Raw genomic sequence first — 18,533 nt, 5'->3', positions numbered from 1 at the left:
TCGTCATCTGATGTGACTTGAGTCACAGAGTGCGGTATTTGTTGACCCTGTGTACCGAGTGGGCAGCTCGCTGTGATTCAGTGGCCGTGATACCGCAACAAGAACGCTGATGAGAACCCTGGAGTTTGCTGTCGAGGTCTCGGGGAGAGCGAGCAATGGAGACCGAGTCGGAGCCCTACGTCCGTCTTGCGACCCTGCGGCAGCTGCATCAGGCCGTCGCGGACCTCAACACGGCCCGGAGCTTGGCCGACACTCTGCAGACCGTCGCCGACGGCATCGTCGCAGGACTCGGCTACGAGCTGGCCTGCGTCAATCTCGTTCGTCCCGACGGTGATCTCGTCGTCGCCGCGTTCGCCGGCAGTGCCGCCGCGGAAGCCCTGATCACCGGGCGGGTCGGCTCCCGCCCCTCCTGGGAACGACGGCTCTCCATGGGCGAGGCCTGGGGTGAACTGCGTTTCATTCCGCACACCGAGGGCTGGGTCCTCATCGAGGACGACGTACCGCAGTGGCACACCGAGGGCCCCGATCCCCGCTTCGAGGACGAGTGGCACCCGCAGGACCGCCTCTACGCCCCCATGTACGCATCGGGCGGCGGCCGCGAACTCCTCGGAGTCATATCCGTCGACCGGCCGCGCAATGGCCGCAGGCCGGGAGCCTGGGGCCAGGAAGCCCTCCAGATGTACGCCTCCCAGGCGGCCATTGCGATCAGCAACGCCCGGCTGCGAGCAAATATGCAGCGCGCCCTGGTCCGCCTCGAGCGCGAGCAGCAGGCCCTGCGCGCCAGCGAGGAGTCCTTCCGGCAGGCCTTCGAGTACGCGCCCAGCGGTATGGCCATCGCCGAGATGGGCGGCGACCAGCACGGCCGGCTGCTGCGCACCAACGACGCCCTGTGCCGGCTGCTCGGCCGGCCCGCCTCCGCGATGCGCCGCTACTCCTTCGCCGATCTCGTCCACCCCGAGGATGTCGGCACTCTGCTGCGTACGTCCGCCGAGGGCGGCCGTGCCGAGCTGCGTCTCGGCAGACGGGACGGGACGTACGTCTGGGTCTCGCTGCGCAACTCCGTCGTCGCGGACACCGCCGACGGGCCGCGCTTTCTGCTGACGCACGTCGAGGACATCGAGGAGCGCAAGCGCCATGAGCTGGCGCTCGCACACCGCGCCTCGCACGACTCGCTCACCGGCCTGCCCAACAGCGCCGAGCTGCGGGCCCGGCTCAGCTCCCGGCTGTGCGAGCGGCCGTACTCGGAGCGGGAGTCGGCCATCGAGGCTCTGGACGCCGCGTACGCCGGTGACGGTGAGCACATTTTCCGCAGTGAGGGCTTCGACACCGACTCGGCCGGCGGCCCGTACAACCACCATGTCCACACGGTCGCGCCCGACGGAGAGACCGACGACGGGACGAAGGGGCTCGCGGTCCTCTTCTGCGACCTGGACGGATTCAAGTCGATCAACGACCGCTTCGGGCACCAGACGGGCGACGCCGTGCTGGTCGAGGTGGCGCGGCGGCTCACCACGGGCGTACGGGACGGGGACACGGTGGCCCGGCTCGGCGGTGACGAGTTCGTCGTTCTCGCCGACGGCCTGGGCTCGGCGGACGCCGCCGACCTGGCCGTACGCCTGCGGAACGCGATCATCCTGCCGATCCGGGTCGGCGGCCGCGGGGTCCGCGTCGGGGCCAGCTTCGGTATCGGCTGGGCGAGCTGCGGGATGTCCGTCGAGGAGGTCCTGCAATCCGCGGACCAGCGGATGTACATCGAGAAGCGGTCCCGTGCGAAGGTGCACAGGCGGGCGGGCTGAGGTCTACGCCACCCTTTCGGTTGCTCCGAACCGGGTAGGCTCGCCCGCGTCGGCGATGTGCTGACGACATGGTGAGGAGTGACTGGGATGACGGCCGCGAACAACGGCGCGAGCACGCCCGAGGACGACGATCCGTTCGGCTACCTGTACGAGGACGGACGGGCAGCAGGCGCGACACCGCCCGGCCAGGGCCGCGGCTACGGCTACCCGGGTCCCGCCGCGCAGCCCGGCGTCCCCAGAACCTCGTACAACCAGGTCCGGACGGTCGGCGAGCGCCAGTACGGCCAGCAGGTCCCGCAGCAGTATGCGTACGGCCAGCCGCAGGGCCAGGCGCAGGGCCAGCCGACCGCGCAGTACGCGGCGCCCGAGACCTACCCCGGCGGCGCCACCACCCGCACGGTTCCGCAGCAGGGCACGGGCCACGGCGGCGGCCGCGGTGGCGGCCCCAACACCAAGGGCTTGCTGATCGGCGCGATCGCGGTCGTCGCGGTCGTCGTGATCGGCATCGGCGCGGCGCTCCTGACGGGCGGCGGTGAGGACAAGAAGGCGGGCGGCCGGCCGGGCGGGAACGGCGGCGCGACCGCGGGCGAGTCCGTGAAGCCCAGCGAGCAGCCGTCCGCGTCGGACAAGCCGGCGGAGCTGCCGAAGCAGGACGCGGCGACGCTGCAGCTCGGGGCGCCGGCGGCGCTGGCGAAGGACATCAAGGGCGCGGAAGGCACCGACGGCGCGTTTGTGACCGGCTTCAATGCGGTGGGTGCCTCGGTCACCTGGAAGGCGAACGTCGCCGAGGCCAAGGAGTACCGCCTGTACGTGCGGTACGCCATCCCGGCCGTGGACGCCAACGCCACCCTGACTGTGAACGGCAAGGCGAACAGCAACCCGCTGGGCCTGAAGAACTTCGTCAAGTCCACGGACCCGAACTGGGAGAAGAACTGGCAGACCACTTGGGCGCCGGTGAACCTCAAGAAGGGTGAGAACGAGATCAAGATCTCGTGCGAGAACGGCAATCAGTGCAATGCCATCCTCGACTGGCTCCAGGTCAGCGACGGGGAGCTCTGAGCACCCTCAGCCCGGCTGCGCTGTGAGTCCGGGCCTCGGCCCGGATCGTCACAGCAGCCCCAGGAAGCCCGCCACCGTCCCGGTCATCGCCTCGCGAGCCGGGACGAGGTATTTCCGGGGGTCCACCGCCTGCGGGTTGGTCTCCAGGAAGGCCCGTACCGCGCCGGTGAACGCCGTGTTCAGTGCCGTGCCGACGTTGATCTTGGTCATGCCGGAGGTGACCGCCGCGCGGATCTCCGCGTCCGGGACGCCCGACGAGCCGTGCAGGACCAGCGGCACCGGCACCGCGTCCCGCAGCCGGCCGATCAGCGCGTGGTCCAGGGCCGCCGTGCGCTCCGTCATCGCGTGCGAGGAGCCGACCGCCACCGCCAGCGCGTCCACGCCCGTGGCGGCCACGTAGGCCGCCGCCTCGACCGGATCCGTGCGGACGCCCGGGGCGTGGGCGTCGAGCGGGGCCTCACCCTCCTTGCCGCCGACCTTGCCCAGTTCCGCCTCGATCCAGATGCCGCGCTCGTGGCCCCAGCGCACCGCGTCCGCCGTGGCCCTGACGTTCTCGTCGTAGGGCAGCTTCGAGGCGTCGAACATCACCGAGCTGAAGCCCTCGTCGTCCGCCGACCGCAGCAGGTCCACCGAGACGACATGGTCCAGGTGGAGGGCGAGCGGCGTGGTGGACGCGTGGGCCACGGAGGCCGCGGCGGCGGCGATCGCGGAGAGCCGGCCGCCGTGGAACTTCACGGCGTTCTCGGAGATCTGCAGGATCGCGGGTGTGCCGGCCTGCTCGGCGCCGGCGGCGATCGCCTCGGCGTGCTCCAGGGTGATGACGTTGAAGGCGGCGATGCCGCGGCCGTCGGCGGCGGCGGCCGCGACGAGTTCACCGGTGGTGACGAGTGGCATGGTGCATCCCAATTCCCGGGCGGCTGAGCCCGTTTGTGCGGAGTCGGGCGCACACGCCCGGAGAGTTGCCGCCGCGGCACGATGGTGTCGGCGTGCCGGGGCGGCGGTGCTGCGGCGTCGGTTCGGACCGGGGGCGACCGGTCTCGGGGCCGCCCGGCAGCTGCCGCCCGCGTGTCCTCACGCCGAGCCCGCGTGTCCTCACGCCGAGCCCGCGCGCCGTCACGCCGAGCCCGCGTGTCCTCACGCCGCGGCCGCGCGCCGTCACGCCGAGCCCGCGTGTCCTCACGCCGAGCCCACGTGCCCTCACGCCGAGCCCGCGTGTCCTCACGCCGCGGCCGCGCGCTCGGTCACCGCTATGCGCGGCAGCAGATCCTCGTAGGCCCCGGCGTCGTACTCGCCCGCCGTCGGGGCCAGTACGGTCGCCGCCGACAGGGCCACGGCCCGGGACAGCCGGTCCGGCCACGGGAGCCGTTCCACGAGCCCGGAGAGCAGTCCGGCCACCGCCGAGTCGCCCGCTCCCGTTGGGTTGCCCTTCACGGAGGTCGGCGGTATCGCCTGCCAGACGCCGTCAGGGGTGGCCGCCAGCACGCCGTCCGCGCCGAGCGAGGCGACCACCGTGTGCGCGCCGCGGCGACGGGCGTCGCGGGTGGCGCGCAGTGGATCGCGGGAGCCGGTGAGCTGCGCGAGCTCGTCCGCGTTGGGTTTGACGAGGTCGGGACGGGCGGCGATGCCGCGGCGCAGTGGCTCGCCGCTGGTGTCGAGGAGTACGGGGACGTCCGCGCTGCGGGCGCGGCGGACCAGTTCGGCGTATGCGCCGACATGGATGCCGGGCGGCAGGCTGCCGCACAGGGCGACGGCTTCGGCGTCCCGCAGGAGGGAGGCGTACGAAGAGAGGAACATGGCCCACTCCTCGGCGGTCACCGTCGGGCCCGGCTCGTTCAGCTGGGTCGTGTCGCCGCTGGTGTTGTCCACGACGGCGATGGTGCGGCGCGTGGTTCCGGCGGTCGGGACGAGCGCGTCATGCGGTGCGAGAGGGGCCAGCAGATCGCGCAGTACGGCTCCGGTGGAGCCGCCCGCGAAGCCCGTGACCACTGTCTCGTGTCCCAGTGCGGCGAGCACGCGGGCGACGTTGAGGCCCTTGCCGCCGGGGCGTTCGCGGACCTCGCTGACGCGGTGGCTGGCGTGCGGGACCAGCGCGCCGACCCTGTAGGTGATGTCGAGAGCGGTGTTGAGCGTGACCGTCAGGATCACCCGTAACACCCCCCGGAGAATGCGCGTGCCATGCTCGTACGGGACCTGATCATGCCAAACGGAAGACGTTTGGCCCAGACCCCCGAGCCAACCACCTTGCCGTAACTTGCGCAGAAATCACCCAACTTGGGGCTCAATCAGCCATTCGCCCTTGCGCATGACCCCCTTGAGCGTGAACTCCGCGTCGAGGACCACCAGGTCGGCGTCCTTGCCCGGCTCCAGTGAGCCGACCGTGTCGTATGCGCCGAGCAGCTTCGCCGGATTGGCCGAGATGGCCCGGACGATGTCCTCCACCGGCAGCTTGTCGATCGTGGCCGCGCGTTTGAAGGCGGTGTCCAGGGTGAGTGTGGAGCCGGCGATCGAGCCGCCCTCCACCAGCCGGGCGACGCCGTCCTTGACGTCGACGGCGAGCGGGCCGAGCTGGTAGCGGCCGTCGCCGAAGCCCGCCGCGTCCATGGCGTCCGTGATGAACGCGACCCGGTCCGCGCCCGCGCGGTGGAAGGCGAGTTCCAGGGCGGCGGGGTGCAGATGCGTGCCGTCGTTGATCAGCTCGACGGTGATCCGCTCGTCCTCGAGGAGCGCGGCGATCGGTCCCGGCGCTCGGTGCCCGAGTGCGGGCATGGCGTTGAAGAGGTGGGTCGCCACCCTCGCGCCCGCGTCGATGGCATCGACGGTCTGCTCGTACGTCGCGTCCGTGTGCCCGATCGCGGCGATCACGCCGTGCTCGGCGAGCAGGCGTACGGAGTCGATGCCGCCGGGCAGTTCGGTGGCGAGGGTGACCATCTTCGCCGTACCGCGCGCGGCGTCGATCAGCTTGCGCACCTCGGCAGGGTCGGGGTCGCGCAGCAGCGCCTCGCTGTGCGCGCCCTTGCGGCACGGCGAGATGAACGGGCCCTCGAAGTGGATACCGGCCAGGTCGCCCTGTTCGACGAGTTCGGAGAGGAAGCCGGCCCGTTGGGCGAGGAAGTCCATCTCGCCGGTGACGGTGGAGGCGACGAGCGTGGTCGTGCCGTGCTCGCGGTGGGTGCGTACGCCCTTCAGAACGTCCTCGGCGCTGCCGGAGGTGAACGAGGCGCCGCCGCCGCCGTGGTTGTGGATGTCGACGAAGCCGGGGACGACCCAGTGGCCGGACAGATCGCGGGCGGGCGCGTCCGCCGGCGCGGCGCCGGCGATCTTCGTGCCGGCGACGACGAGCCGTCCGTTCTCGACGATCCCGGTCGGCAGCACCACCCGGGCGCCCGCGAGAACTGTGCTTTCGGCGCTTGCGGCCATTAGGCGGTTACCTCCGAGTCGGTGGCGAGCAGATCCCAGGCGAGCAGCCCCGCGCCCAGGCAACCGGCGGTGTCCCCGAGGGCAGCCGGGACGATGGCGGGCAGCTTCTGGAACGTGACGCGCTCCTCGACCGCGGCCCGCAGTGGTGTGAACAAGGTTTCTCCCGCCTCGGCGAGACCGCCACCGATGATCAGCGTGCGGGGGTCCAGCAGGGTGAGCGCGGTGACCAGGCCGGCGGCGAGCGCGTCGACGGCGTCCTGCCAGACCCGGGCGGCCCGTTCGTCGCCGGACTCGACGGCCTTCGCGCAGTCGGCGGCGTCCGCGTCCGGGTCGCCGGACGCGGCGGCCCAGGCCCTGGTCACGGCGGCGGCAGAGGCCAGCGTCTCGAGGCAGCCGCGCTGGCCGCAGCCGCAGTCGGGGCCGTCGGGGCGTACGACGATATGGCCGATCTCGCCCGCGTATCCATGGGCGCCGGCCTCGATGGATCCCGCGATGCCGATGGCGCCGGCGATCCCGGTGCCGAGCGGCACGAACAGGAACCGGTCGGCGCCCTTGCCGGCCCCGATCCGGCCCTCGGCGAGGCCGCCGGTCCTGACGTCGTGGCCGAGCGCGACCGGTACGCCGCCGAGGCGTTCGGCGAGCAGGGCGCGCATGGGGACGTCGCGCCAGCCGAGGTTGGCGGCATAGACGGCGATGCCGCGGTCGGCGTCGACGATGCCGGGTACGGCGACGCCGGCGGCGAGGGAGCTTTCGCCGAGGTGCTCGGCGCCGTACGCGCGTAGCTCCTCGGCGAAGCCGAGGATGGCCTCGACGACGGCGTCGGGCCCGCGTTCGCGCCCGGTCGCGCGGCGGGCCTCGTACAGCAGCGTCCCGTCCACCCCGACCAGGGCGGCTTTCATCCCGGTGCCGCCCACATCGAGGGCGATGACGTGTCTCACGTGAACAGTCTGGCGCGTACACCCAAGAAAGGTCTAGTCCACTACGACGGATTGTTGCGCGGCCATACAAACGGCCGAGTGACCGGGGCCCTGCCTCGGACCCCGGGCCTCAAACGACGGCGGGGCTTGATTTCCACCGCTCGGCCCGAACTTTCAGGCCGACCGGCGGAAATTCAAGCCCGTCCGGCGATTGAGGACATGCGGCCGAAGGTCGCATACGGGGTCTGGGGGCGAAGCCCCCCACGCGGCGGAGCCGCACATGGGCACAGCGGGAAGGGGCGGGGTGGGGAACAAGCCCGCCGCAGGCGCACCCGCACCCGCACCCGCCGGACCGGGCCCGCACCCCGCGGACCCGTCAGCCCAGAATCACGCTGCGGGTCAGGTTCTGCGGGCGGTCCGGGTCGTAGCCCTTCGACTCGGCCAGCGTCACCGCGAGACGCTGCGCACGGATCAGGTCCGCCAGCGGGTCCGTCTCCTGACGGGCCACCAGCGTGCCGCCCACCCGGGCCACGTCCACCGACAGGCCCTCCGGCAGCGCGCCGAAGATCCACGCCACCCGGCCGGGACCGGTGATCGAGATCGGACCGTGGCGGTACTCCATCGCCGGGTACGACTCCGTCCACGCACCCGCCGCCTCGCGCATCTTCAGACCCGCCTCGAGCGCCAGCCCGTACGTCCAGCCGCGGCCCAGGAACGTCCACTGCTCCGCGCCGACCACCGCGTCCGCGAGCGGCTCCGTGATCGCGAGCTCCGCGTCGACGGCCGCGTCGGCGACCGACTTCAGACCCGGGATGTCGCCGAGCCCCGCCCGCAGGAACGCCAGCGCGGTCGTGGCGAACCGGGTCTGGACGACCGACTCCTCGTCCGCCCAGTCCAGCACCGCCACCGCGTCCGCCGCCTCCATCACGGGCGTCTTCGGGTCCGCGGTCAGAGCCAGCGTCGGCACCGAGCCCTTCAGTTCGCGCAGCAGGTCGAGCACCTCGGTCGTGGTGCCGGAGCGGGTGATCGCGACGACACGGTCGTAGGACCGGCCGGCCGGGAACTCGGAGGAGGCGAAGGCGTCCGTCTCGCCCTGTCCCGCCGCCTCCCGCAGCGCGGCGTACGCGATCGCCATGAACCAGGACGTCCCGCACCCGGTGACGGCGACGCGCTCGCCCGGCGCCGGAAGTCCCTCGAAGGCGGCGGCGGCCTCGGCCGCTCGTCGCCAGCAGGCGGGCTGGGTGGCAATCTCTGCTGCGGTACGGGACATGCGGCAAGGCTCCTGGTGACGTACGCGTAACTCGGGACCGGCACCGACCACTTCGTGCCGTGACGTGCTTAGCAGGCCGTGGCCCACCCGGGCAATGCCGTCCGCCGTGGGCCAGGCGTTGCAGAAGTGATATCCAGTGGAGTAGACCTCATCACCCGGATGGGGGAAAATCGCTGCTCATCTCAGAAGACGTCGCGGGGGCCGTCTGGGACAAGACGGGCAACCAACGGCAGAGGGTGGGGAAGAGCTGTGCAGCAGCGCTTCTTGGGTCTGACCGCGGCAGTCGCCGCACTGGGTATGACGATGACGCTCTCGGGCTGTGGCAGCTCCAGCGCTTCCGGAGATGTGACGCTCAAGCTGGTCGCGGCCGACTACGACGTGGCCGGCGGCCAGAGCAGCAAGAAGTACTGGGCGGATCTCGCCGCCGCGTTCGAGTCCAAGAACCCCGGCATCAAGATCGACGTCCAGATCGAGTCCTGGAACGACGTCGACCGCAAGGTCGCCGGGATGGTCAAGGCGGGCAAGGCCCCTGACATTGCGCAGATCGGGGCGTACGCCGACTACGCCGCGGCCGACAAGCTCTACAGCGCCGACCAACTGCTCTCCGTACCGGTGCAGTCCAACTTCCTCGCCCCGCTCGTCGACGCCGGCGAACAGCGGCATGTCCAGTACGGTCTGCCGTTCGTCGCCTCCACCCGGCTCCTCTTCTTCAACAAGAAGCTCTTCAAAGCGGCCGGCATCAAGGAGGACCCGAAGACCTGGGACGACCTGAAGGACGACGCGGTCAGGCTGAAGGCCAACACGGACGCGAAGTACCCCTTCGCGCTGCCGCTCGGTCCGGAAGAGGCCCAGGCCGAGACCATGATGTGGCTGCTCAGCGGTGGCGACGGCTATATCGACCCGGTCGGCAAGTACGCGATCGACTCCGCGCAGAACATCAGCACCTTCACCTGGCTGAAGGAGAACCTGGTCGAGAAGAAGCTCACCGGCCCGGTCGCGCCCTCCAAGCTGAACCGCAAGGAGGCGTTCGCCGCCTTCACCCGCGGTGAGGTCGGCATGCTCAACGGCCACCCCTCGCTGATGCAGGCCGCAGAGAAGGCGGGCGTCCAGGTCGGCCAGGTGGCGCTGCCCGGCAGGAACGGCAAGGCCAACTCGGCGATGGGCGTCGCCGACTGGATCATGGGCTTCAAGCAGAACGGCCACCGGGTCGAGGTCGGCAAGTTCCTGGACTTCGTCTTCAGCGACAAGAACGTCCTCGACTTCGCCGGCCAGAACGCCCTGCTGCCGGCGACGGTCACCGCGTCCGAGGCGATGGAGAAGGACCCGGAGCACCTGGAGCTGAGGAAGTTCCTCCACGAGCTCCCCACCTCGGTGCTTCCGCCGGTCGGCAAGACGTCGTGGGCCTCGGTCAGCGAGAACATCAAGGGGAACATAGGCAAGGCCGTCGAGCCGGGCGGCGACCCGGCGACCGTCCTCGGCCGGATCGGCCGGGCGGCCACCGCTGCGGAGAACGCCGAGTAGCCGAGGTCCGGCAACCGCGCAGCCGAGTGGTCCGGCAACCGGGCAGCAGAATGCGCGGACAGCCGGACAGCCGGACAGCCGGACAGCCGGACAGCCGGACAGCCGAGTGCGCGGACAGCGGGACAGCGGGCCTCGTCGCGCGGATATGTTGGATCGTATGACCCACGACGAGGCGCTCTCCGAGCGGGACCGTGCCGTACTGGCCATGGAGCACCACTCCTGGCCGGGACCCGGCGCAAAGGAGCGGGCCATCCGCGAGCAGCTCGGTATCTCCCCGGTCCGCTACTACCAGCTCCTCAACGCCCTTCTCGACGACGAGCGCGCCCTGGCCCACGACCCCGTGACCGTCAACCGGCTGCGTCGTGTCAGAGACGCCCGGCGAAGTCGCCGATAGGGTCGGGGCATGGGCAGCACTCCGCATGCGCACCCCTTGCCGACACCGTCGACGCCCGCCGGCCGGGAAGGTCTGGCCGCGATCCTCGCCAGGCCCGAGAAAACCGTCGTCGGACTCGACTTCGACGGCACCCTCGCCGAGATCGTGCCCGACCCCGACCAGGCCCGCGCCCACCCGGGCGCGGTCCCCGCGCTCGCCGCGCTCGCCCCGCGGGTCCTGTCCGTCGCCGTGATCACCGGCCGCCCCGCCGGTGTCGCCGTGCGGTACGGCGGCTTCGCCGGAGTGCCGGGCCTCGACCATCTCGTCGTCCTCGGCCACTACGGCGCCGAGCGCTGGGACGCCGTCTCCGGCACCGTGCATACGCCTGCCCCGCACCCCGGCGTCGCGGCCGTCCGCGCCGAACTCCCCGGATTCCTGGACCGCATCGGCGCCTGGCAGGGCATCTGGATCGAGGAGAAGGGTCAGGCGGTCGCCGTCCACACCCGCCGTGCGTCCGACCCGCAGGCGGCCTTCGAGGCCCTGCGTGAACCGCTCACCGAACTCGCCGCACGCCACGGCCTGATCGTGGAGCCGGGCCGTATGGTCCTGGAGCTACGCCCGCCCGGCATGGACAAGGGCGTGGCGCTCGAGGAGTACGTACGCGAGGTGAAGGCCGGTTCCGTGCTCTACGCCGGCGACGACCTCGGCGATCTGCCCGCCTTCGCCGCGGTGGAGAAGCTCCGCGCGGACGGCGTCCCCGGTCTGCTGGTGTGCAGCGGGAGCGAGGAGGTCCCCGAGCTCGCGGAGCGGGCCGATCTGCTGCTGCCGGGCCCGGCGGCGGTGGTCGGGTTTCTGTCAGATCTCGCGCAGCGCCTGTAGCTGGTCCAGGAACCACTTCTGCGGCGGCAGCGCGGTCGCCGCCGCCGCCAGCCGCTTGGTGCGCCCGGCCCGTTCGTTGTCCGGCATCGTCAGCGCCTCGTGGAGCGCTTCGGCGGTGCGGGTCACGTCGTACGGGTTCACCACCACCGCGTCCTCGCCCAATTCCTCGTACGCCCCTGCCTCCCGCGACAGCACCAGCGCGCAGCCGTTGTCCGAGACGACCGGGATCTCCTTGGCGACGAGGTTCATGCCGTCACGGATCGGGTTGACCAGGGCCACATCGGCCAGCCGGTACGCGGCCAGGGAGCGGGCGAAGTCGTCCTTCACATGGAGGACGACGGGGGTCCACGTCGGTGTCCCGTAGCCGGAGTTGATCTCGTCGGCGAGGCGCTGGACCGCCGCCGTGTAGTCGCGGTACACCGCCAGGTCCTGCCGGGATGGGTAGGCGAAGGCGACATGGACGACCCGCTCCCGCCACTCGGGACGGGACTCCAGCAGCTGCCGGTAGGCGAGCAGGCCGCGCACGATGTTCTTGGACAGCTCGGTGCGGTCCACCCGGACGATCGTCTTCCGGGGCGCCGACGGGGTGCCGCCGATCTCTTCGCGCAGCACCACCAGCCGCTCCGCCACATCCGGCCGGTGCGCGCGCTCCCGCAGGAAGTCCGCGTCCGCGCCGAGCCCGTGCACCCCGATCCGGGTGCCCTCCAGGGAGTCCGCGCCCAGCAGCTCCGTACAGCACGCCGCGAACGCGTCCGCCCACCGCCGGGTCAGAAAACAGGTCCGGTCCGCGCCGAGCAGGCCGCGCAGCAGCTGCTCGGCGATGTCGTCGGGCAGCATCCGGAAGTAGTCGACGGGCGCCCACGGCGTGTGCGAGAAGTGCCCGATCCGCAGATCCGGGCGCCGCTCGCGGAGCATGCCAGGCACCAGCGCCAGGTGGTAGTCCTGCACCAGGACCGCCGCACCGGGAGCCGCCTGCGCGGCGAGCGCGTCCGCGAAGGCCCGGTTGTAGGTCTCGTACGAGGCCCACTGGCGGCGGAACTCATCGTCGAAGACCGGCTCCACCGGCGTCTGGTACAGCAGATGGTGGACGAACCAGAGCACGGAGTTCGCGATGCCGTTGTACGCGTCGGAGTGGACGGCCGGGTCGATGTCGAGCATCAGCACCCCGGTCTCGCCGACCCTGCGCCGTACCGCCTCACGGTCGCCGTCGCCCAGCGCGGCGCACACCCACAGGGCGTCCGCCTCGGAGCCGATGGCGGAGAGACCGGAGACCAGCCCGCCGCCGCCACGCTTGGCGTCGAGCGAGCCGTCCTCGCGCAGCGTGTACGAGACCGGGCCGCGGTTCGACGCGACGAGGACCTGGGCAGCAGGGTGCTCGGAAACCATGTGGCGAAACCTAGCCCGTCGCACAAACCCTCAAACGTGCGTACGGCCGAAGGGCAGGTCGGCAGATTGGTGATTCACGGGAGCAGGTCGGAGATTGCGGCGCCCGTTCACTGATTGGCGCCCGTTCAGTGATGGCGGCGGCCGCGCGTGGCGGCGACCGCGATCACACCGGCCGCGGTCAGGCTCAGTGCCAGACCGCCGAGGAGCCACAGCCGCTCGGAGTTGTGGTCGCCCCGGTTCGCCGGGGCGACGGTGTCGGCCATCGCCTGTCCCTGGATGACCACAGCGGTCAGAACGGTGGTGATGGCTGCCAGGGCCCCGAGGAACCGCGGAAGCCCGGCACTGCGGCGCGGAGCGCCCGCACTGTATCTGAAGCCCATAAGCAGGAAGTGTTGGACAGACCGCCACAGTGGTGGTGGTTATGCCGCGCGACGCGCCGCGTACTCACCGATCTCGCGCATCGGCGGCCGCTCCTCCGTGTCCACCGGATAGGTGCGCGGTTCGAAGCCGTCCTCGCCGCGCTCGAACTGCGTGAGCGCCGGCCGCACCAAGTGGCCCCGGGACAGCCGCAGTTGAGCCGTACGGTAGATCGCCGCGGCCATCCGGCCCAGCGCCTGCCCGTCCTGGTGCCGGTGCTTGCGCGAGCCGACGTCCACCTGGGCCAGCGCGTCAAGACCTACCGTGTGCAGCGCGTCCACGAGCAGTCCCAGCTCCACTCCGTAACCGACGGGGAAGGGCAGCCGCTCGAGGAGCGAGCGCCGCGCCGCGTACTCGCCGCCGAGCGGCTGGACGACCCCGGCCAGCTGCGGCCAGTGCAGATTGAGCAGCGGGCGCGCCACCAGCTCGGTGACCCGGCCGCCCTGACCTGCAACATCGCCCAGCGGCCGGTCGTACATCGCTTTGACGAACTGCACGTCGGGGTCGGTCAGCAGCGGTCCCACGATCCCGGAGACAAAGTCCGCCGAGAAGTCCCTGAGGTCCGCGTCGATGAAGCAGACGATGTCGCCGCTGGTCACCATCAGCGACCGCCACAGCACCTCGCCCTTGCCGGGGGCCGCCGGTATCCGCGGCAGTATCGCGTCGCGGTGCACCACCCGCGCGCCGGCCGCCGCGGCCACCTCCGCCGTACGGTCGCTCGAGCCCGAGTCGATGACGACCAGCTCGTCGACGAGCGGCACCGCTTCCATCAGCTCGCGCCGGATCACGGTGACGATCTCGCCGACCGTCGCCTCCTCGTCGAGCGCGGGCAGGACGACACTGACGGTCGTACCGCGCTTGGCAGCGATGAGCTGGTGCAGCGGCCGGTCGGACGCGGACCAGGAACGCCTGCTCAGCCAGCGCTCCACCTCTTCCAGCACGCTCGTTACTCCCTGGTTGTGCCACGCCGCGCCAGCGGCAGGGGCCATGATCTTCATCTCGCGGTTCGGACGACTATCTCAACCGTCCAGGCCTTCGGTTACAGTCTTGAACAACGCGGATGACCGTCGCATGTCGGGGGTCCTCACGCTGACAATCGAATACCGCTCATCCAGAGGGGCAGAGGGAACGGCCCGTTGAAGCCCCGGCAACCCTCCCGCCGACCGCGAGGTCACGGTGGGGAAGGTGCCAATTCCGTCTCGTGGCGAAATGCGTCACGGGGAAGATGAGGAGAAAGGGCCTCGCCTCCATGGCTGTTCAGACTGTCGCAAGCACCACTCCAGTGAACCTCGGTCCCGCCGCGGCGCTCTCGTGTCGCGAGTGCGGAGAGCGTTTCGACCTCGGCCCGATCTTCGCCTGTGCCCTGTGTTTCGGGCCCCTCGAAGTCGCGTACGACCTGCCGAGCGGCGACCCCGACGCGCTGAAGAAGCGGATCGAAGCGGGTCCGAACAATATCTGGCGGTACGCCCCGCTGCTGCCCGTCCCCGCCGATGTGGCCGAGAAGCCGAACATCAACCCCGGTTTCACCAAGCTCGTCAAGGCCGACAATCTCGCCCGTGAGCTGGGCGTTACCGGTGGCCTGTACATCAAGGACGACTCCGGCAACCCGACGCACTCCTTCAAGGACCGCGTCGTCGCGATCGCCGTCGAGGCCGCGCGCGCCTTCGGCTTCACGACTCTCTCCTGCTCCTCCACCGGCAACCTCGCGGGCGCCGTCGGTGCGGCCGCCGCACGGGCCGGCTTCCGCTCCTGCGTGTTCATCCCGCACGACCTGGAGCAGGGCAAGGTCGTCATGGCCGCGGTGTACGGCGGCGAGCTGGTCGGCATCGAGGGCAACTACGACGACGTCAACCGCTTCTGCTCGGAGCTCATCGGCGACCCGCTGGGCGAGGGCTGGGGCTTCGTCAACGTCAACCTCCGCCCGTACTACGGCGAGGGCTCCAAGACGCTGGCGTACGAGATCTGCGAGCAGCTCGGCTGGCAGCTGCCCGACCAGATCGTGATCCCGATCGCCTCGGGCTCGCAGCTCACCAAGATCGACAAGGGTCTGCAGGAGCTGATCAAGCTCGGTCTGGTCGAGGACAAGCCGTACAAGATCTTCGGTGCCCAGGCGGAGGGCTGCTCGCCGGTGTCGACGGCCTTCAAGGCCGGGCACGACGTCGTACGCCCGCAGAAGCCGGACACCATCGCCAAGTCGCTGGCCATCGGCAACCCGGCCGACGGCCCGTACGTGCTGGACATCGCGCGCCGTACGGGCGGCGCGGTGGAGGATGTCAACGACGAGCAGATCGTCGACGCGATCAAGCTGCTGGCCCGTACCGAGGGCATCTTCGCGGAGACCGCGGGCGGCGTGACCGTGGGCGTGACGCGGAAGCTGATCGAGGAGGGCGTGCTCGACCCGGCGCTCACCACGGTCGTGCTCAACACCGGCGACGGTCTCAAGACCCTCGATGCGGTCGCTCCGACGACCGGACCCACGGCGACCATCCGCCCGAGCCTCGACGCGTTCCGCGACGCCGGCCTGGCCAGCTGACTACCTACGGAAGGCAGAACACCATGAGCGTGAACGTCCGCATCCCCACCATTCTCCGTACGTACACGGGCGGTCAGGCCGAGGTCCCGGCGGAGGGCGCGACGCTCTCCGAGGTGATCGCCGACCTGGAGAAGAACCACACGGGCATCGCCGCGCGCGTCCTGGACGACCAGGGCAAGCTGCGCCGCTTCGTGAACGTGTACGTGAATGACGACGACGTCCGTTTCGAGCAGGGTCTTGAGACCGCGACGCCGGACGGTGCGGGCGTTTCGATCATTCCTGCCGTCGCCGGCGGCTGAGCTACGCAGCGTCACCAGAATTGCCCCCTCCGCAAGAGAAGCGGAGGGGGCAATTCTGTATGGTTGAGCGCGGTACAGTTGGGGAAGGCCCCGCCGCTGCTTATGCCGGCCGCATATGAGAATGCGTCCTGGCCCCATCGAGAAGCAGCCAATAAGTTCGATCGAATTGCCTCTTAAGCGCCATTTGCCGGGCCCGACTTGCCCCGGAATTTATTGAATTCAGTTCAATTATCCGTTCACGCGTGCTCGGATTTCTCGTCGGATTGACCTGTTGCAGAGGGCAGTTGGGCAGATACATTCAGCCGCGGTCGACGCGTTCCGGCGCACACCCTCTCCTGTCGGAGGGTGGAGGTCTGACCCGGGTCCGCGAAGTGCGGTCCTGCGCAAGGGCCAGTAATAGGGGAGTTAGGCATGGCTCAGGGCACCGTCAAGTGGTTCAACGCGGAGAAGGGGTACGGCTTCATCGCGGTCGACGGTGGTGCGGATGTTTTCGTCCACTACAGCGCGATCCAGATGGACGGGTACCGCACCCTTGAAGAGGGTCAGCGAGTCGAATTCGAGATCTCGCAGGGCCAGAAGGGTCCGCAGGCGGATATGGTCAAGCTCGCCGTCTGATCTCGGCGCGATCGGCCACCGACGCACTCACGCCGAGGGGCCCGCATCCCACCAGGGATGCGGGCCCCTCGTGCGTCTGCCCGCGGGTCCGCTGCGCGTCCGCTGCGGGGTCCGCTCGCGGGTCCCTTCGTGCGTCTGCCCGCGGGTCCCTTCGTGCGTCCGCCCGTGGGTCCGCTCGTGGGTCTTCGATCCGTGAGAGTCGCTTGCACTCTCCTAGGGCGAGTGCTAATCATTGGCGTTAGCACTCTGACAGTGAGAGTGACAACGAGGACCGGGTTGGTGAGGTCCGCAGGCCGGGTGGGGCAAGGAACCACAAGGCATGCAGGCCGTCCGTCGCGGGCGCCAGCGCGGTCCGGAGAATCCACCCCAGTCCGGGAGGACCACTTCACATGGCCAAGATCATCGCGTTCGACGAGGAGGCACGGCGCGGTCTCGAGCGCGGGATGAACCAGCTCGCCGACGCCGTCAAGGTCACCCTTGGCCCCAAGGGCCGCAACGTCGTCCTCGAGAAGAAGTGGGGCGCCCCCACGATCACCAACGATGGTGTATCCATCGCCAAGGAGATCGAGCTCGAGGACCCGTTTGAGAAGATCGGCGCCGAGCTGGTCAAGGAAGTCGCCAAGAAGACGGACGACGTCGCCGGTGACGGTACGACCACCGCGACCGTCCTCGCCCAGGCGCTGGTCCGCGAGGGCCTGCGCAACGTGGCCGCCGGTGCCAACCCGATGGCCCTCAAGCGCGGCATCGAGAAGGCCGTCGAGGCCGTCTCCGGTGCGCTGCTCGAGCAGGCCAAGGACGTGGAGACCAAGGAGCAGATCGCTTCCACGGCCTCCATCTCCGCCGCCGACACCCAGATCGGCGAGCTCATCGCCGAGGCGATGGACAAGGTCGGCAAGGAAGGCGTCATCACCGTCGAGGAGTCCCAGACCTTCGGTCTGGAGCTTGAGCTCACCGAGGGTATGCGCTTCGACAAGGGCTACATCTCGGCGTACTTCGCCACCGACATGGAGCGTATGGAGGCGTCGCTCGACGACCCGTACATCCTGATCGTCAACTCGAAGATCAGCTCGGTCAAGGACCTGCTGCCGCTTCTCGAGAAGGTCATGCAGTCCGGCAAGCCGCTGCTGATCATCGCCGAGGACGTCGAGGGCGAGGCCCTGTCGACCCTGGTCGTCAACAAGATCCGTGGCACCTTCAAGTCCGTTGCCGTCAAGGCTCCGGGCTTCGGTGACCGCCGCAAGGCGATGCTGAACGACATCGCCATCCTCACCGGCGGCACGGTCATCTCCGAGGAGGTCGGCCTCAAGCTCGAGAACGCCGGCCTGGACCTGCTGGGCCGCGCCCGCAAGGTCGTCATCACCAAGGACGAGACCACGATCGTCGACGGTGCCGGTGAGAGCGACCAGGTTGCCGGTCGCGTCAACCAGATCCGTGCCGAGATCGAGAACTCCGACTCGGACTACGACCGCGAGAAGCTCCAGGAGCGCCTCGCGAAGCTGGCCGGCGGCGTGGCCGTCATCAAGGCCGGCGCCGCGACCGAGGTCGAGCTCAAGGAGCGCAAGCACCGCATCGAGGACGCGGTGCGCAACGCCAAGGCCGCCGTCGAGGAGGGCATCGTCGCCGGTGGTGGCGTGGCTCTGCTCCAGGCGACTTCGGTCTTCGAGAAGCTCGACCTCGATGGTGACGAGGCGACCGGCGCCAACGCCGTGAAGCTCGCGCTGGAGGCTCCGCTCAAGCAGATCGCCGTCAACGGTGGTCTCGAGGGTGGCGTCGTCGTCGAGAAGGTGCGCAACCTGGCCGTCGGCCACGGTCTGAACGCCGCGACCGGCGAGTACGTCGACATGATCGCCGAGGGCATCATCGACCCCGCGAAGGTGACCCGCTCTGCTCTGCAGAACGCGGCCTCCATCGCGGCGCTGTTCCTCACCACCGAGGCCGTCATCGCCGACAAGCCCGAGAAGGCCGGTGCCCCCGCGGGCGGCGGCATGCCGGGCGGTGACATGGACTTCTGAGCCTCGGCTCAGTAAGCCCGGTTACGCAACCGAAGGCGG

The 18,533-nt window shown here is 70.1% G+C and carries 17 protein-coding genes and 1 riboswitch; of the genes, 9 read left to right on the top strand and 8 right to left on the bottom strand.

Features of this window, described 5'->3' with window-relative positions; translation table 11 throughout:
* Positions 1 to 155 precede the first annotated feature (155 nt).
* Positions 156 to 1,796, top strand: a complete 1,641-nt coding sequence (gene cdgB, locus OG735_RS19305; protein WP_327324443.1) for a diguanylate cyclase CdgB — start codon at positions 156 to 158, stop codon at positions 1,794 to 1,796.
* A gap of 87 nt (positions 1,797 to 1,883) precedes the next feature.
* Positions 1,884 to 2,855 (top strand): CBM35 domain-containing protein, encoded by a 972-nt coding sequence (locus OG735_RS19300; protein ID WP_327324442.1) that lies wholly within the window; start codon positions 1,884 to 1,886, stop codon positions 2,853 to 2,855.
* Between the two features lie 48 nt (positions 2,856 to 2,903).
* Here OG735_RS19300 and OG735_RS19295 read toward each other — a convergent pair whose 3' ends face one another.
* The 5 genes from OG735_RS19295 to OG735_RS19275 form a co-directional block, all read right to left on the bottom strand.
* Positions 2,904 to 3,749 carry a class II fructose-bisphosphate aldolase gene (locus OG735_RS19295; protein WP_327324441.1) on the bottom strand — a complete coding sequence of 282 codons (846 nt, stop codon included), beginning with the start codon at positions 3,747 to 3,749 and terminating at the stop codon, positions 2,904 to 2,906.
* Between the two features lie 324 nt (positions 3,750 to 4,073).
* Positions 4,074 to 5,000 (bottom strand): 1-phosphofructokinase family hexose kinase, encoded by a 927-nt coding sequence (locus OG735_RS19290; protein WP_327324440.1) that lies wholly within the window; start codon positions 4,998 to 5,000, stop codon positions 4,074 to 4,076.
* Positions 5,001 to 5,117: 117 nt separating this feature from the next.
* Entirely contained in the window at positions 5,118 to 6,272 is a 1,155-nt protein-coding gene (gene nagA / locus OG735_RS19285; protein WP_327324439.1) for an N-acetylglucosamine-6-phosphate deacetylase, read from the bottom strand.
* Complete coding sequence (locus OG735_RS19280) at positions 6,272 to 7,210, bottom strand: ROK family protein (protein WP_327324438.1); 939 nt, start codon at positions 7,208 to 7,210, stop codon at positions 6,272 to 6,274. Before OG735_RS19280 ends, nagA begins: the two co-directional genes overlap by 1 nt.
* A gap of 355 nt (positions 7,211 to 7,565) precedes the next feature.
* A complete protein-coding gene (locus OG735_RS19275) occupies positions 7,566 to 8,459 on the bottom strand; it encodes an SIS domain-containing protein (RefSeq protein ID WP_327324437.1) in 894 nt (297 codons plus the stop codon).
* A 249-nt stretch (positions 8,460 to 8,708) separates the two neighbouring features.
* On the opposite strand from OG735_RS19275, the gene OG735_RS19270 reads away from it, so the two are divergent.
* The 3 genes from OG735_RS19270 (at position 8,709) to otsB (ending at position 11,232) form a co-directional block, all read left to right on the top strand.
* Positions 8,709 to 9,980, top strand: coding sequence for an ABC transporter substrate-binding protein (locus OG735_RS19270; RefSeq protein ID WP_442812452.1), 1,272 nt, complete (start codon positions 8,709 to 8,711; stop codon positions 9,978 to 9,980).
* A 157-nt stretch (positions 9,981 to 10,137) separates the two neighbouring features.
* Positions 10,138 to 10,374: a DUF3263 domain-containing protein gene (locus OG735_RS19265; protein WP_385300400.1), complete on the top strand. Its 237-nt coding sequence runs from the start codon at positions 10,138 to 10,140 to the stop codon at positions 10,372 to 10,374.
* A gap of 9 nt (positions 10,375 to 10,383) precedes the next feature.
* The gene (otsB, locus tag OG735_RS19260) at positions 10,384 to 11,232 is read left to right on the top strand and encodes a trehalose-phosphatase (RefSeq protein ID WP_327324435.1); all 849 of its coding nucleotides are present in this window, start codon (positions 10,384 to 10,386) and stop codon (positions 11,230 to 11,232) included.
* On the opposite strand, the gene OG735_RS19255 is transcribed toward otsB, so the two are convergent.
* The 3 genes from OG735_RS19255 to OG735_RS19245 form a co-directional block, all read right to left on the bottom strand.
* Positions 11,209 to 12,618: an alpha,alpha-trehalose-phosphate synthase (UDP-forming) gene (locus tag OG735_RS19255; RefSeq protein WP_327324434.1), complete on the bottom strand. Its 1,410-nt coding sequence runs from the start codon at positions 12,616 to 12,618 to the stop codon at positions 11,209 to 11,211. The genes otsB and OG735_RS19255 overlap by 24 nt on opposite strands.
* 125 nt (positions 12,619 to 12,743) lie before the next feature.
* A complete protein-coding gene (locus OG735_RS19250) occupies positions 12,744 to 12,998 on the bottom strand; it encodes a hypothetical protein (protein WP_327324433.1) in 255 nt (84 codons plus the stop codon).
* 39 nt (positions 12,999 to 13,037) lie between these two features.
* A complete protein-coding gene (locus OG735_RS19245) occupies positions 13,038 to 13,976 on the bottom strand; it encodes a glucosyl-3-phosphoglycerate synthase (RefSeq protein WP_327328375.1) in 939 nt (312 codons plus the stop codon).
* Between the two features lie 163 nt (positions 13,977 to 14,139).
* Positions 14,140 to 14,267, top strand: a riboswitch (SAM riboswitch).
* Between the two features lie 17 nt (positions 14,268 to 14,284).
* On the opposite strand from OG735_RS19245, the gene thrC reads away from it, so the two are divergent.
* The 4 genes from thrC to groL all read left to right on the top strand — a co-directional run bounded on the left by thrC (position 14,285) and on the right by groL (position 18,494).
* Positions 14,285 to 15,568, top strand: coding sequence for a threonine synthase (gene thrC, locus OG735_RS19240; RefSeq protein WP_327324432.1), 1,284 nt, complete (start codon positions 14,285 to 14,287; stop codon positions 15,566 to 15,568).
* A 23-nt stretch (positions 15,569 to 15,591) separates the two neighbouring features.
* Positions 15,592 to 15,867 (top strand): MoaD/ThiS family protein, encoded by a 276-nt coding sequence (locus OG735_RS19235; protein WP_142217854.1) that lies wholly within the window; start codon positions 15,592 to 15,594, stop codon positions 15,865 to 15,867.
* 411 nt (positions 15,868 to 16,278) lie between these two features.
* Positions 16,279 to 16,482, top strand: a complete 204-nt coding sequence (locus tag OG735_RS19230) for a cold-shock protein (RefSeq protein WP_005315736.1) — start codon at positions 16,279 to 16,281, stop codon at positions 16,480 to 16,482.
* A gap of 389 nt (positions 16,483 to 16,871) precedes the next feature.
* Entirely contained in the window at positions 16,872 to 18,494 is a 1,623-nt protein-coding gene (gene groL / locus OG735_RS19225) for a chaperonin GroEL (RefSeq protein ID WP_327324431.1), read from the top strand.
* The last annotated feature ends 39 nt before the right edge of the window (positions 18,495 to 18,533 follow it).

The organism is Streptomyces sp. NBC_01210 (assembly GCF_036010325.1).
Classification (GTDB): domain Bacteria; phylum Actinomycetota; class Actinomycetes; order Streptomycetales; family Streptomycetaceae; genus Streptomyces.
Note: the sequence above shows the minus strand (reverse complement) of the source record. Positions and strands in the feature narration are given on the sequence as shown.

Coding starts and splice junctions, on each gene's coding strand:
- OG735_RS19265 (WP_385300400.1), top strand. CDS start 10,138: ATGACCCACGACGAGGCGCTCTCCGAGCGGGACCGTGCCGTACTGGCC.
- OG735_RS19230 (WP_005315736.1), top strand. CDS start 16,279: ATGGCTCAGGGCACCGTCAAGTGGTTCAACGCGGAGAAGGGGTACGGC.
- OG735_RS19300 (WP_327324442.1), top strand. CDS start 1,884: ATGACGGCCGCGAACAACGGCGCGAGCACGCCCGAGGACGACGATCCG.
- otsB (WP_327324435.1), top strand. CDS start 10,384: ATGGGCAGCACTCCGCATGCGCACCCCTTGCCGACACCGTCGACGCCC.
- nagA (WP_327324439.1), bottom strand. CDS start 6,272: ATGGCCGCAAGCGCCGAAAGCACAGTTCTCGCGGGCGCCCGGGTGGTG.
- OG735_RS19235 (WP_142217854.1), top strand. CDS start 15,592: ATGAGCGTGAACGTCCGCATCCCCACCATTCTCCGTACGTACACGGGC.
- OG735_RS19275 (WP_327324437.1), bottom strand. CDS start 8,459: ATGTCCCGTACCGCAGCAGAGATTGCCACCCAGCCCGCCTGCTGGCGA.
- cdgB (WP_327324443.1), top strand. CDS start 156: ATGGAGACCGAGTCGGAGCCCTACGTCCGTCTTGCGACCCTGCGGCAG.
- OG735_RS19295 (WP_327324441.1), bottom strand. CDS start 3,749: ATGCCACTCGTCACCACCGGTGAACTCGTCGCGGCCGCCGCCGCCGAC.
- OG735_RS19255 (WP_327324434.1), bottom strand. CDS start 12,618: ATGGTTTCCGAGCACCCTGCTGCCCAGGTCCTCGTCGCGTCGAACCGC.
- groL (WP_327324431.1), top strand. CDS start 16,872: ATGGCCAAGATCATCGCGTTCGACGAGGAGGCACGGCGCGGTCTCGAG.
- thrC (WP_327324432.1), top strand. CDS start 14,285: ATGGCTGTTCAGACTGTCGCAAGCACCACTCCAGTGAACCTCGGTCCC.
- OG735_RS19250 (WP_327324433.1), bottom strand. CDS start 12,998: ATGGGCTTCAGATACAGTGCGGGCGCTCCGCGCCGCAGTGCCGGGCTT.